Origin of the sequence: Sulfitobacter sp. 1A13368 (assembly GCF_043557275.1) — a bacterium.
Taxonomy (GTDB): Bacteria; Pseudomonadota; Alphaproteobacteria; order Rhodobacterales; family Rhodobacteraceae; genus Sulfitobacter; species Sulfitobacter faviae.
Map to the genome: position 1 here is coordinate 114501 of NZ_JBIFFR010000007.1, position 13245 is coordinate 127745.

The window sequence follows — 13245 nt, forward strand, 5'->3', positions numbered from 1 at the left end:
CGCCCAAGATTATCTGACTGCATTGGCCACCCCTGAAAGACCTGTCTCATGCCCATCAAGATCCCCTCCCGCCTGCCTGCCTTCGACGTTCTGCGCAACGAAGGGGTCATGGTTCTGGACGAGGAACTGGCCTCGCGGCAAGACATCCGCCCCCTGCGCATCGCCCTTCTGAACCTAATGCCCAAGAAAATCCAGACCGAGAACCAGTTTGCCCGGCTGATCGGTGCCACGCCCTTGCAGATTGAACTGAGCCTCATCCGCATGTCCGACCACCGGACCCGCAACACCGCCGCCGAACATATGGAGAGCTTCTACCGCCCCTTTGAGGAGATGAAGGCCGAAAAGTTCGACGGGCTGATCATCACCGGCGCCCCGATCGAACATCTCGACTTTGACGAGGTGACATATTGGGACGAGCTGCGCGAGGTGATGGAATGGACCCAGACCAATATCCACTCCACCTTTGGCGTCTGCTGGGGCGGCATGGCGATGATCAACCACTTCCACGGCGTCAAGAAACACATGCTGAGCGCAAAGGCTTTCGGCTGTTTCCGGCACCGCAACCTCGCGCCCGCCTCGCCCTATTTGCGCGGCTTTTCGGATGATTGCACCGTGCCCGTCTCGCGCTGGACCGAGATGCGCCAAGATGAGGTTGACGCCCATCCCGGCCTGACCACGCTTTTGGGCAGTGATGAGGTTGGGCCCTGTCTGATCGAAGACCCCGCGCACCGCGCGCTCTATGTCTTCAACCATTTCGAATACGACCGCGACACGCTTAAGCAAGAGTATGACCGCGATGTCGAGAATGGCGTGCCGATCAACGTGCCCTGCAACTACTACCCCGAGGATGACCCCGCGCGCACGCCGGTGAACCGCTGGCGCAGCCATGCGCATCTGCTTTATGGCAATTGGATCAACGAGATATACCAAACCACCCCCTTTGATATGAATGAGATCGGCCATTAAACTGCTGCTTGCCCTCCTTCTCGGGCTGGCGCTGCTTACCGCGCTCGTCCAATGGCGCGCCGCGCGGCATGAGGCGCGGGCCGAAGCCAGCCATCCGCCTGAGGGGGAAATCATCACGGTGGACGGCCTGCCGGTCCATGCCAAGATCATCGGCAGCGGGCCGGATCTGGTTTTGATCCACGGGGCCAGCGGCAACCTGCGCGATTTCACTTTGGGCTTCGCTAAGCGGCTGAGCGACCGCTACCGCGTCATCATGTTCGACCGTCCCGGCATGGGCTATACCGCCCGCCTGCCCGGCGCGCGCGGGCCTTGGAACCCGCGCGGCGAGTCGCCGCAGGAACAGGCCGCCCTTTTGCAGAAAGCGGCGGATCAACTGGGCGTCGAAAACCCCATCGTGCTGGGCCATTCCTTTGGCGGGGCCGTGGCGCTGGCTTGGGGGCTGCAACGCCCCGATGAGACCGCAGCGCTGGTCCTGGTCTCTGCCGTGTCGGAGCCATGGCCCGGCGGTCTGGGCTGGCTCTATAACGTCAGCGCCTCACGGCTTGGCGGTGCGCTCTTTATCCCCGCCGTCACCGCCTTTGTGCCTGACAGCGTGGTGCAAAGCAGCATCGCGGCGATCTTTGCCCCACAGCAAGCGCCCGAAGGCTATGCCGATCTCATCGGCACGGGCCTCACCCTGCGCCGCAGCGCCAGCCGCGCCAATGCGCAACAGGTCCACCAGCTTCGCCCCCATGTGGTTGAAATGGCAGCGCAATATGACCGCCTGACCATGCCGGTCGAGGTCATTCACGGCGATGCCGATACCATTGTCCCGATGCATATCCACGCCGAGGAACTGATCAAAGACATCCCCAACGGCGCCCTGACCCGTCTGCCCGGCATGGGCCATATGCCCCATCACGCCGACCCGCAGGCAGTGGTCGATGCCATCGACCGCGCCGCCGCCCGTGCCGGTTTGCGTTAATCGCCTTAACATCCCATATTGAAACAAGAACAACCCGCAAGGAGCGCCCATGGACCTGCCCTTTGACGGCGCAATCAGCGCCTTTTACGAGAACGACGCCCCCGAGGACATCCGCCAAGCGATCCAGCGGGCCGACAAGGATGATATCCTTTCGCCCAGCTACCCGCATGACGAACGTCTGTCGCGCAAGACCTATGAGCGTGACTATGACCGGTTGCAGATCGAAATGGTCAAACTGCAGTCTTGGGTGCGCGAAACCGGGCAGCGCGTCGTCATGGTTTTCGAGGGCCGCGACGCCGCTGGCAAAGGCGGCACCATCCGCCGTATGCGCGAAAACCTCAGCCCGCGGTCTGCGCGGGTGGTGGCCCTGTCGAAACCCACTGAAACCGAGCAGGGCGAGTGGTATTTTCAGCGCTATATCAAACACCTGCCCACGGCGGGCGAGATGGTTTTTTATGACCGTTCTTGGTACAATCGCGGGGTGGTGGAGAAGGTCTTTGACTTCTGCACCCCCGAACAACGCGCGCATTTCTTTGAACAGGTCACCCCGTTCGAACAGATGCTCGTCGAAGACGGCATTCACCTGATCAAGTTCTGGCTCAACGTGGGCCGGGCCGAGCAGTTGCGCCGCATGTTGTCGCGCGAGTCCGATCCGCTGAAACAGTGGAAACTCAGCCCCATCGACGTCAAAGGTCTCGCGAAATGGGAGGAGTATTCCGCCGCCATCGCCGAGACACTGCTGCGCAGCCACACGGATGAAACCCCGTGGACGGTGATCCGCTCTGACGACAAACGTCGCGCCCGTCTGGCGGCCATGCGCCATCTGCTGCACCGTTTCGACTATCCTCAGAAAGACGCCAAGGCGATCGGCAAGATCGACGATGAGATCTGCGGCGGGCCGGACATCTGGGATGCCTAAGCGCGGCTACCATCATGGCAACCTGCGCCAAGCGCTGATCGACGCGGCGCTTGAGTTGATCGAGCAGCGCGGCCCCACGGGTTTCACCCTTTCCGAGGCGGCCAAACGCGCGGGCGTCACCCCGGCGGCGGTCTATCGCCATTTTGAGGGCCGCGAAGACCTCATCGCCGAGGCCGCGCATCAAGGCTATGATATCTTTGCCGATTTGATGGAATTCGCCTATCAATCCGGCCAGCCCTCGGCGCTCAAAGCCTTTGAGGCGACGGGCCGCGCCTATCTTGCCTTCGCCCGCAAACATCCCGGCCATTACATCGCGATGTTCGAATCCGGCATCTCGGTCAACCGCACGCCGGAGCTGGCCCATGCCGCCAACCGCGCCAATGCGGTGCTGGAACGCGCGGCCACAGACCTCAGCCAACATATCCCTGCGGACAAACGCCCACCAGCTTCGATGTTCTCGGCTCATATCTGGGCGATGAGCCACGGGGTGGTCGAGCTTTTCGCCCGCAACTCGCCCGGTCGCGCCTCGCCCTTCCCGCCCGATGACCTGCTGGAAACCGGGATCGGGATTTATCTGCGCGGCTTGGGGCTGGTCAGCCCTGACGAGTGACGGCGGCGGCCCTTAGGCCGCCACTGTCATCTCCTGCAAGGCGCCCTATCCGATGGGCCTTCACAACCTGACCTCGCCAGTCGCAGACAAGCTATGGTCCAAAACTAGGCAAATGCCATGAATATCAAACATCTTATCGGGTTCGGCCTCACCGCCGGGCTGCTCTCCTCTGCTGCCTATGCGCAGGAAAACGTCACCACCGGTTTCGACCCGGTCATCGAAGACCGCACCATGACTTCCATGGTTGGCTGGACCGCCGGCGTCTCTGCCGCGACACGGTTCAACACGTCGGATGATTTCGATCACCTCGAAAACGAAGTCGAAGGTTTTGTCGAGCTGACCTACGGCGGCTTCCACACCGGGCTGAGCGCGACATCGCTTTACCAAGACCCCACCGATGACGTCGAATTCGAAGCAAACCTCGGCTACGGCGCGGACTTCGGTCAGGGCCTGAGCTGGGATCTGACCTATGGCTACATCTGGCTGAACGATTCCAAAGACCACAGCGAAGAGATCACCGCGACGCTGGGCTTCCCCATCGGGCGTGACGCCTCGGGCGCATTCGCCGTGATCATCGACCCCGACAATGGCAAAAGCGATCAGGAAGTCGCGTTTGAAGCGCCCCTGTCCGAGCGTTGGACCGCCGTTGGCCTCATCGGCAACAGCGACCGCGACGACAACATCTATGCCGAAGCCGGCGCCGTCTATGACTTCGGCGATGGCGTCAGCTTTGAAGCGCTTTACGAAGACACCAACGATGGTGACGGCGTGCTGGGCTTCACCGTGAGCTACGAAATCGGCGGCTAAGCCGTTTCCGGATCAATCGCGATCCGGACCTAAGGCCGCTGCGGGACACCGCGGCGGCCTTTTTCATGTCCCGCGGCCAACCCTGCCCACCGCAACGAAAAAGGGCCACCCCGGAGGGCAGCCCTTTCGCAAAATATGATCGGTAAGCTTAACGCTTGGAGAACTGGAAGCTCCGGCGCGCCTTGGCCTTACCGTATTTCTTCCGCTCGACAACGCGGCTGTCGCGGGTCAGGAAGCCTGCCGCTTTCAGCGCACCGCGCAGGGAGGGATCGTAGAGCTGCAGGGCTTTGGAGATGCCGTGCTTGACCGCGCCCGCTTGACCGGACAGACCGCCGCCTTTGACAGTCGCGATCACGTCGAACTGGCCTTCGGTGTTGGTGATGCCGAACGGCTGCGCGAGGATCAGCTGCTGCACGGGGCGCGCGAAGTATTCGTTCTGCGGCTTGCCGTTCACGATGACCTTGCCGGAACCGGGCTTAATCCAAACGCGGGCGACCGCGTCTTTACGCTTGCCGGTGGCATAGGCGCGGCCCAGTTCGTCACGAACCGGCTCACGGGGGGTCACTTCGGTCTCGGTGCCCTGCACGCCGCCGATGTTGTCGGTCACGGCTGCTTCCAGACCGTCGAGGGATTTGATTTCGTCAGCCATGCTCATGCACTCCGCGTGTTTTTCTTGTTCAGGGATTTGACATCCAGAACTTCGGGGCTCTGCGCCTCATGGGGGTGTTCGCTACCTGCATAGACGCGCAGGTTGGTCATGATCTGGCGGCTCAGGCGGTTGCCGGGCAGCATGCGCTTGACCGCTTGGGTCACAACACGCTCAGGATGCGCGCCTTCGAGGATCTGTGCCTTGGTGCGCGATTTGATGCCACCGGGGTGGCCGGTGTGCCAGTAGAAGTGCTCTTCGCGCTTCTTGCCGGTCATCTGCACCTTGTCGGCGTTGATGACGATCACGTTGTCGCCGCAATCCATATGCGGCGTGAAGGACGGCTTGTGCTTGCCGCGCAGGCGCATGGCAACGATCGAGGCGAGACGGCCCAGCACGACGCCTTCGGCGTCGATGATGATCCATTTCTTGTCGATATCTGCCGGTGTCGCAGAAAAGGTTTTCATGGATGAATTCCCGTTTGAGGTTGGTCGGAACGAGGAATCCCCGCCCGGTGTCTGATGGAGGCGTTATAAACACCTGCATCGCCGGGTCAAGCGCAGCAATCCCTGATTTTATAAGCCAAAACAAGGTGTTATGATTTAGGTATAATAATACCCCATATTTCTACACGCTGATCTGCTCCGGTGGATTGTCCAGAAGGCAGCGCAGCCGCTGCATTGCCGCCTCGAAGGAGCGCAGGGAGACATGGGCGTTCACGGCAATGCGCACCGCATGGGGTGCGCGGCCATCGCGCAGGGCGAATTCATCGGCCGAGCGGATCTGCACGCCCTGCGCCTCTGCTGCACGGCAGAACCCGGCGGCCCGCCACCCCGGCGGCAGTTGCAGCCAGAGGAAGGGCACATCGCGCGACCATTCCAAATCGTGGCCGCCCAGATGATTGACCGCGACCTCGACATATTCCGCCAATCTTTCACGAATATCGGCGCAGATCGTCTTGAGCCGCGGGTCCGTCAGCAGAATCCGCGTGGCTTCGGCTAAGGGACGGGCGAGGCCGAAATAGCCATATTCCGCCACCCGCCGCAGGTCCGCCGCACGGCCTGCGGGGGCCAGCGCAAACCCCACCCGCAAGGCAGGTGTCAATTCCTTTGAGATCGAAGAGACATGCCAGACATGCTCAGGCCAGAGCGAGCGGTAGCTCGGCGCGCGGGCGAGGCCCATGCGGTAGCAGTCATCCTCCAAAATCTCCAACCCATGCCGTTTGGCGACTTCCAACAGCGCACGCCGCCGTTCAAGGCTGGTGTGGCTGCCCGTGGGGTTATGCACCTCCGGCGTCGTGCAAAAGACCTGCGCCCCGCTGTCGCGCGCGGCCTTGTCCAACGCCTCGGGCAGGACGCCCTCTGCGTCCATCGCCACCCCGACCACCTCGGCGCGCAGCACTTCCGCCGCGCGGCGAAACCCGGCGTAGGAGAGGTCTTCGACCAGCATCACCGGCTTCGGCCCCGAGAGGATCGCTTGCAGTACCAATACAATCCCGCTCTGCCCGCCATGCGACAGCACGACGTCACGCTCGCTCAGCGGCCCGAGGGCGAGATGCGACAGCCAGTCGACCACCGCTTGCCGCACCGGGGCATAGGCGTCGCGGGTGGGATAGTTCATCAGGTCTTCGCCCGGCACATCCGCCACCTGCCGCAGGGCGCTGCGGATCAGCGCCACCTGCCCCATGTCCGGCAGGCGCGGGCTGAAGAGGCTGACCGCATCCGTATCGGCAACCTCCAACTCTTTAATCCAACTATCTTGTTCGCGATTCCAGACATCTTCGCGAATGGCCGCCTGCGGCGGGGCGACAAAGGTGCCACGGCCCACCTCGGCCTCCAACAGCCCCTCATCGGTGAGGATGGTATAGGCCCGCGCCACGGTGCCGGGGGTAATCCCCAATTGCCACGCCAGTTCCCGCACCGGCGGCAGCTTATCCCCCACCGCCAGAGCGCCGGAGTTGATCCCCTGCCGGATGGTCAGCGCGACGAGCTTGTACTTCGGCCCCTGCCCCTCGGCCAGTGTCGGCTGCCAAATTGTACCCATTACAATATTCCTGTGGTCAAATTGTATCGCGCTTTGTACCGTTGTATCTGTAGACATTCTACACTTTGTGTCAATACAATTTCAAGGAGTCCCCCCATGACACAGGCACGCCCCCTTACCGCCGATGCAATGACATTGATGACATACCGCGCGCTGCCGGTCCCTGCGGTGATTGCGCTGCGCTTTGCGGCGGTCGTGACCACATGGGCGGCCCGCCGACGCACCCGGATCGCGCTTGCCGCGCTTGAACCGTGGGAGCTTGAAGATGCGGGACTGACACCGGAACAAGCCTCGGCCGAGGCTTCCCGCGTGTTCTGGCAAGCGTAGCTTCCCTGTGGCGACTGCCAGACCTCTTCCTCGGGCCGGGTTTTCCCGGCCCTTTTTTTGTGGCCTCTGAGAATTCCTCGGACCGGAATCAAGCCGCAGGCGCCGGGCCATCGCCTGCCTGTCCCGGCGGGCTGGCGATTTGGTGAGGCTGGGCGCATTTGCGATAAGGCGCATCACGGCTGCGCCATAAAGTGGCATGGACCGGCGTCGCAATCGCCACCCCACGGTCAGGCGCTGGCCCTAAACTCTGCCCCTCACCCCATCGACGCAGGCGGAATCGCATAAGTCAGCCCGGCCCGCGCCACCGGCTTGTCCGACCCCTCGGAATAGATCAACACATCCGTCACCGACAGCTGCCGCCCCAGCTTCAGCAGCTTGGCATGGGCCACCAGCGGCACATCCGCCAGCGGTTTGCGCATAAAATCAATCGAGCAATTCGTCGTTACCGCCAGCGCCTTAGGCCCGATCATCGCCAGCGTCACCAGATAGGCCGAGACATCCGCCAGCGCGAACATCGACGGGCCTGAAACAGTCCCTCCGGGCCGCAGATGGCGACGGCTGGTCAACAGGCGCATGGTGATCTCGTTCTCGGCCACATGATCCACGGCGAAATCATCCGCCACCTGATCGAACACCTCCCGCATGAAGGCTTCCAACGCCTCCGCATCCATCACCACGGCCATACTTGTCCTCCCTGCTATCCTCGGCGTAACGTTGGCGTGATCAACTGGGGAGGGCAAGGTGGCAATTCTTGACGTTACGGCACGCGGGCCGGTGACCCACCTGCGCATGAACGCCCCCGAACGGCTGAACGCCCTGTCGGACGAAATGCTGGCCGCCCTGCACGAGCGCTTCGACAAATTGGCCCAAGACCGTACCACGAGGGTCATCGTCCTGTCCGGCGCTGGCAAAGGCTTCTGCGCGGGCCACGACCTGCGCCAGATGACCGCCATGCGCCAAGCCGAAGACGGGGGAGCGGCGGGCTTCAAAGACCTCTTTGACCGCTGCGCCGGCCTCATGGCCCGCATTCAAAGCCTGCCGCAGCCCGTCATCGCCCAAGTGCATGGCATCGCCACCGCCGCGGGCTGTCAATTGGTCGCCACCTGCGATCTGGCCATCGCCGCGGATGACTGCCGCTTTGGTGTCAACGGCGTGAATATCGGCCTCTTCTGCGCAACCCCCATGGTCGCCCTGACCCGCAACATCCCGCGCAAACAGGCGTTTGAGATGCTCACTACCGGAGAGTTCATCTCTGCCCCTCGGGCTGCTGAACTGGGCCTGATCAACCGCGCCGTGCCGGGCGACCAACTGGCTCAAGAGACCGAGGCGCTGGCCGAGAAGATCGCCGCCAAACTCGGCACCGCCGTCGCCCATGGCAAAGGCGCCTTCTACCAGCAAATGCAGATGCCCAGCGAACAAGCCTACGCCTTCACGGGCGAGGTCATGGTCCGCAACATGCTTGAGGCAGAAACACGCGAGGGCATCGACGCCTTCTTGGAAAAACGCCGCCCCGATTGGCCCCAATGATTGTTTCCAAAATCGCCAGCCTTTGTTGCCACGCGGGGGCTGGCAAATCTGGCGAAATCACGGCATAGTTATGTTAGGGCATAGAAACCCTGATGATTTTGGGTCGCCGCAGGCGGAAGGTCCCTCCGGGTCAGCCTCTCACTGACCGACCATTCCCGCCGCGGCGACCCCAAAACCATTCCTCTCCCGCAGCCTCATCGCCCCTTCTTGCCTGTTGCGTGCGGCGCTGCCCTGCCCTACATCGCCCCCATGACAGATACATTGCACATCATCGGCGGCGGCATGGCCGGATCAGAGGCGGCTTGGCAAGCGGCGAACGCGGGCGTGAAGGTCGTGATCCACGAAATGCGCCCCAAGGTCGAAACCTTCGCCCACCAAACCGGGCTTCTGGGCGAGATGGTCTGCTCCAACTCCTTCCGCTCGGATGATGACGAGCAAAACGCCGTCGGCCTGCTGCATTGGGAAATGCGCGCCGCCAACGGGCTGATCATGGCCTGCGCTGACAAGAACCGCCTGCCCGCGGGTGGCGCGCTGGCCGTGGACCGCGACCCCTTCGCGCAAACCGTCACCGACACCCTGCTGGCACACCCCAATATCACCGTCGAATATGGCGAGATCACCGAACTGCCGCGCGACGGCAAATGGATCATCGCTACCGGTCCGCTGACCTCGGGCAAGCTCGCCGAAGCCATCGCGGCTGAAACCGGCGCTGAGGCGCTGGCCTTTTTCGACGCCATCGCGCCCATCGTCTATTTTGACAGCATCGACATGTCCAAAGCCTGGATGCAGTCGCGCTATGACAAGGGCGAGACCGAAGAAGAGCGCACCGCCTACCTCAACTGCCCGATGGACAAGGAGCAATACGAGGGTTTCATCGACGCGCTTTTGGCCGCCGAAAAAACCGAGTTCCGCGAGGGCGAAACCGCAGGCTATTTTGACGGCTGCCTGCCCATCGAAGTGATGGCCGAGCGGGGCCGCGAAACCCTGCGCCACGGCCCGATGAAACCCGTGGGGCTGACCAATCCGCACCAGCCCGAGGTCAAGGCCCATGCCGTGGTGCAATTGCGCCGCGACAATAAACTGGGCACGCTGTACAATATCGTCGGTTTCCAGACCAAGATGAAGTACGGCGCGCAAACAGATGTTTTCAAACGCATTCCGGGGCTGGAAAACGCGCGCTTCGCCCGTTTGGGCGGCATTCACCGGAACTCCTTCATCAACTCGCCGACACTGCTTGACGACCAGATGCGCCTGCGCAGCCGCGACAATATCCGCTTTGCGGGTCAGATCACCGGTGTCGAAGGCTATGTCGAAAGCGCCGCCATGGGCCTGCTGGCGGGCCGCATGGCCGCTGCTGAAATCAAGGGCGGCAGCCTGCCCACCCCGCCCGACAGCACCGCCATGGGCGCGCTGATCACCCATATCACCGGCGGGGCCGAGGCAAAGACCTTCCAGCCGATGAACGTGAACTTCGGCCTCTTCCCCCCGGTCGAAGGGCTAAAATCGGGCCGCCGTGGCCGCAAGGACCGTTACAAAGCCTATACCGACCGCGCCAAGGCCGATTGGCAAACATGGCTTAATCAAGGTTAACGCGCCGGGGGTTAACACTGGATCCTCCTGCTCATCCCCCATATCCTAAGGGCATGACACAGCATTTTTTTGACAAGGCCTATGCGGCGCGGGACACGAATGTGATCCGCAGCCTCTATGACGAATGGGCAAGCAGCTATGACGAGGACATCAAGGCGCAGGGCTATGCCACGCCCGACCGCGCCGCTGCCACGCTCGCAGAATTCCTCGACGATCAAGACCTGCCGGTCTTCGACATCGGCTGCGGCACCGGGCTGTCCGGCGCGGCGCTGAAACAGGCGGGTTTCACCACCATCGACGGCGGGGATGTTTCCGCTGCCATGCTGGAGCAAGCGCGCAAAAAAGGCATATACCGCAACATATTAGAACTCGAAGTTGACGCGCCACTTCCCTTTGCGCCCGGGGCTTATGCAGCGATCAGCGCCATCGGTGTGATCGGCCCCGGTGCGGCCCCGATCAGCCTCTTCGATACGCTGATGCATGGGTTAGAAAAGGGCGGTAAGCTACTGTTTTCACTAAATGAAAAGGCGCTGGAAGATCGCGGTGCTTTGGGCATGATCCACGAATGGACCGATTGCGGCGCGGCGATCCTTCTCTTTGCCGAGGAAGGGCCGCACCTGCCCGGGATCGACATGAAGTCTACCGTATATCTGATTGAAAAGAATTGACTCTCACCACCAGATTCGCACCCTCTCCGACCGGACCACTGCACCTTGGCCACGCCTATTCCGCACTCTTGGCCCATGATCTGGCAAAGGCCGCAGGCGGCGATTTTCTGCTGCGGATCGAAGACATCGACCAATCCCGCGCGCGTGCGCATTGGGAGGTGCAGATCTACGAAGACCTCGCATGGCTGGGCATCGACTGGCCGCAACCCGTCATGCGGCAATCGGAACGAATGGCGGCCTATCAAGCCGCCCTAGATGCCCTCTGGTCGCGCGGCCTGCTCTATGCCTGCACCTGCAACCGCCGCGACATTGCCGCCGCCACCAGCGCGCCGCAAGAGGGAGCGGAACCCGTCTACGGCCCCGATGGCCTCATCTACCCCGGCACCTGCCGTGCAGCAGGCCGCCCCAAAGCCTCCGGCGCACTGCGCCTCGATATGCGTAAAGCACTGGAAATACTCGGCAATACCAAGCTAAGCTTCACCGAAAACGGCCAGGGGAAGAATGCCGAAACTGGGAAGATCACCCTCTCCCCTGATGAGTTGATCGGCACGGTCGGGGATGTGGTCTTGGCCCGCCGCGACATGGGCACGTCCTATCACCTTTCGGTCGTGCTCGACGACGCCGCGCAGGGGGTGACGCTGGTCCCGCGCGGGGCCGATTTGTTTGAAGCAACCTATATTCATGTGGTGCTACAGGCATTGCTCGATCTGCCGACGCCGCTCTATCACCACCACCGCCTGATCCGCGATGACAGCGGCAAGAGACTGGCCAAACGTGATGACGCCCGCGCCATCGCGCTCTATCGCGAGAACGGCGCCACGCCCGACGAAATTCGTGATATCGTCGGGCTTTAGAGCACGTTCTTAATCCATCGGCTTCATCAGTTCGACCTCTTCACCGTCCTGAATGCCAGTGTAAAAGCAGCTCCGCCGCCCGGTGTGACAGGCCGGCCCAGTCTGATCCACCATCAACAACAGGCAGTCCCGGTCACAATCGACGCGCATTTCGACCAGCTTTTGCACATTGCCGCTGGTTTCGCCCTTCACCCAGAACGCCTGCCGCGAGCGGCTCCAATAGGTGACCTTGCCGGTCTCGAGGCTGCGCGCGATGCTCTCAGCATTCATCCACGCCAGCATGAGCACCTCATGGGTCTCGGCGTCCTGTGCAATGGCCGGGATCAACCCCGCTTCGTTGAACTGAAGGCTTGCAGGATCAAATGTCATCGGGCACCTCGTGGAAATATTTGCATCTGTCTCTGCGGCGCTTATGTAGGGTTTCAGCACGAAAAGGAACAGCCCATGTCGGATGAGACGGACCTCATCAAGCTCTACTCCGCGCGCATTCTCGCGCTCGCGGCCGAGATCCCCCACTTGGGCCGCATGGAAGCCCCGCAAGCCAGCGTGAAACGCCGCTCGCCGCTCTGCGGCTCCAGCGTGACGGTCGATGTGCGGGTTGAGAATGGGCATCTGGCCGAGATGAAGCAGGACGTGAAAGCCTGCGCCTTGGGGCAAGCCGCCGCCGCCGTGGTGGGCGATGCCGCCCCCGGCAGATCGCTTGTGCAGATCGCAACCGCACGCGATCAATTGCGCGCCATGCTTAAAGGCGAAGGCCCGGTGCCGGATGCCCCCTTCGACGGTTTCGAAGTGCTAACCCCCGCCACGGCCTATAAAAACCGCCATGCCTCCATCATGCTCAGCATCGAAGCATTGACGGAAGCGATGCAAGAGGCCGAGGCACCTGCCGAAGCGGGCGAGCGCTGATCGCGGCCAACCTCAGCCTGCCTTCCCTCGTAAAAGCTAAAAAAACGCCGCACATCCTGCGAAGGATGGCGGCGTCAGTCGGCGTGCCTCATGTGGGACCCACTTTGCCGAAACCCGACGCGGACAGGCAAGTCGGAGCATCAAATTGGGACGGATGCAGCGGCAAAGCGGCATGAGAGCCTTGGCAGAACTCAGATAAAGGCGGGCAGATGCAGACCCACCACCAGCATCACGATCAAAGCGGCGGCCCCTGCTGCATCTTGCAGCAATGTGGCCTGTGATCTGACGGCGATAGATTTCAGGGCAGTGTAAGTCATCATCAATACCTCCTTATCTGTGTTGCTTCTTTGTTCTCATTTCTTCACCCGCAAGTAAAGAACTTTTTGAGAACATCCGCGAACATAATGAGGTTTCGATC

General features: G+C 61.9%; 17 protein-coding genes. 11 read left to right on the plus strand and 6 right to left on the minus strand.

The features are described 5' to 3' along the window. The first annotated feature begins 48 nt into the window (after positions 1-48). The 5 genes from metA (at position 49) to ACGYK4_RS14590 (ending at position 4266) form a co-directional block, all read left to right on the plus strand. Positions 49-966, plus strand: coding sequence for a homoserine O-succinyltransferase (gene metA / locus ACGYK4_RS14570; protein ID WP_394431056.1), 918 nt, complete (start codon positions 49-51; stop codon positions 964-966). Further along, positions 950-1930, plus strand: coding sequence for an alpha/beta fold hydrolase (locus tag ACGYK4_RS14575; RefSeq protein WP_394457144.1), 981 nt, complete (start codon positions 950-952; stop codon positions 1928-1930). Before metA ends, ACGYK4_RS14575 begins: the two co-directional genes overlap by 17 nt. A 49-nt stretch (positions 1931-1979) precedes the next feature. Then, positions 1980-2849, plus strand: coding sequence for a polyphosphate kinase 2 (gene ppk2, locus ACGYK4_RS14580; protein ID WP_067266871.1), 870 nt, complete (start codon positions 1980-1982; stop codon positions 2847-2849). Then, entirely contained in the window at positions 2842-3459 is a 618-nt protein-coding gene (locus ACGYK4_RS14585; protein WP_067266873.1) for a TetR/AcrR family transcriptional regulator, read from the plus strand. Before ppk2 ends, ACGYK4_RS14585 begins: the two co-directional genes overlap by 8 nt. 117 nt (positions 3460-3576) lie before the next feature. Next, positions 3577-4266, plus strand: coding sequence for a hypothetical protein (locus tag ACGYK4_RS14590; protein WP_394457146.1), 690 nt, complete (start codon positions 3577-3579; stop codon positions 4264-4266). A 148-nt stretch (positions 4267-4414) separates the two neighbouring features. On the opposite strand, the gene rpsI is transcribed toward ACGYK4_RS14590, so the two are convergent. The 3 genes from rpsI to ACGYK4_RS14605 form a co-directional block, all read right to left on the minus strand. Continuing rightward, positions 4415-4915 (minus strand): 30S ribosomal protein S9, encoded by a 501-nt coding sequence (gene rpsI, locus ACGYK4_RS14595; protein ID WP_067266905.1) that lies wholly within the window; start codon positions 4913-4915, stop codon positions 4415-4417. 2 nt (positions 4916-4917) lie between these two features. Then, positions 4918-5379: a 50S ribosomal protein L13 gene (gene rplM, locus ACGYK4_RS14600; RefSeq protein WP_067266879.1), complete on the minus strand. Its 462-nt coding sequence runs from the start codon at positions 5377-5379 to the stop codon at positions 4918-4920. Between the two features lie 160 nt (positions 5380-5539). Beyond that, entirely contained in the window at positions 5540-6955 is a 1416-nt protein-coding gene (locus tag ACGYK4_RS14605) for a PLP-dependent aminotransferase family protein (protein WP_271687431.1), read from the minus strand. 96 nt (positions 6956-7051) lie between these two features. Between ACGYK4_RS14605 and ACGYK4_RS14610 the strand changes: the two genes are divergently transcribed. Beyond that, on the plus strand, positions 7052-7282 hold the full coding sequence (locus ACGYK4_RS14610; protein WP_067266882.1) for a DUF1127 domain-containing protein: 231 nt from the start codon (positions 7052-7054) through the stop codon (positions 7280-7282). Positions 7283-7536: 254 nt separating this feature from the next. Here the strand turns inward: ACGYK4_RS14610 and ACGYK4_RS14615 are convergent, their stop codons facing one another. Then, the gene (locus ACGYK4_RS14615) at positions 7537-7965 is read right to left on the minus strand and encodes a PaaI family thioesterase (RefSeq protein ID WP_209218884.1); all 429 of its coding nucleotides are present in this window, start codon (positions 7963-7965) and stop codon (positions 7537-7539) included. Between the two features lie 58 nt (positions 7966-8023). On the opposite strand from ACGYK4_RS14615, the gene ACGYK4_RS14620 reads away from it, so the two are divergent. The 4 genes from ACGYK4_RS14620 to gluQRS all read left to right on the plus strand — a co-directional run bounded on the left by ACGYK4_RS14620 (position 8024) and on the right by gluQRS (position 11921). Beyond that, on the plus strand, positions 8024-8809 hold the full coding sequence (locus tag ACGYK4_RS14620; RefSeq protein ID WP_394457148.1) for an enoyl-CoA hydratase: 786 nt from the start codon (positions 8024-8026) through the stop codon (positions 8807-8809). Between the two features lie 249 nt (positions 8810-9058). Beyond that, positions 9059-10399 carry a methylenetetrahydrofolate--tRNA-(uracil(54)-C(5))-methyltransferase (FADH(2)-oxidizing) TrmFO gene (gene trmFO, locus ACGYK4_RS14625; RefSeq protein ID WP_394457150.1) on the plus strand — a complete coding sequence of 447 codons (1341 nt, stop codon included), beginning with the start codon at positions 9059-9061 and terminating at the stop codon, positions 10397-10399. Between the two features lie 53 nt (positions 10400-10452). Next, positions 10453-11067 carry a class I SAM-dependent DNA methyltransferase gene (locus tag ACGYK4_RS14630; protein ID WP_394457152.1) on the plus strand — a complete coding sequence of 205 codons (615 nt, stop codon included), beginning with the start codon at positions 10453-10455 and terminating at the stop codon, positions 11065-11067. Further along, positions 11064-11921, plus strand: a complete 858-nt coding sequence (gene gluQRS / locus ACGYK4_RS14635; RefSeq protein WP_394457154.1) for a tRNA glutamyl-Q(34) synthetase GluQRS — start codon at positions 11064-11066, stop codon at positions 11919-11921. The genes ACGYK4_RS14630 and gluQRS overlap by 4 nt, the downstream gene beginning before the upstream one ends. A 9-nt stretch (positions 11922-11930) precedes the next feature. On the opposite strand, the gene hisI is transcribed toward gluQRS, so the two are convergent. Further along, positions 11931-12290, minus strand: a complete 360-nt coding sequence (gene hisI, locus ACGYK4_RS14640; RefSeq protein ID WP_394457155.1) for a phosphoribosyl-AMP cyclohydrolase — start codon at positions 12288-12290, stop codon at positions 11931-11933. A gap of 75 nt (positions 12291-12365) precedes the next feature. Between hisI and ACGYK4_RS14645 the strand changes: the two genes are divergently transcribed. Beyond that, the gene (locus ACGYK4_RS14645) at positions 12366-12827 is read left to right on the plus strand and encodes an iron-sulfur cluster assembly scaffold protein (RefSeq protein ID WP_394457157.1); all 462 of its coding nucleotides are present in this window, start codon (positions 12366-12368) and stop codon (positions 12825-12827) included. 191 nt (positions 12828-13018) lie between these two features. Here ACGYK4_RS14645 and ACGYK4_RS14650 read toward each other — a convergent pair whose 3' ends face one another. Then, positions 13019-13147, minus strand: coding sequence for a hypothetical protein (locus ACGYK4_RS14650; RefSeq protein WP_269451604.1), 129 nt, complete (start codon positions 13145-13147; stop codon positions 13019-13021). Between the last annotated feature and the right edge of the window lie 98 nt (positions 13148-13245).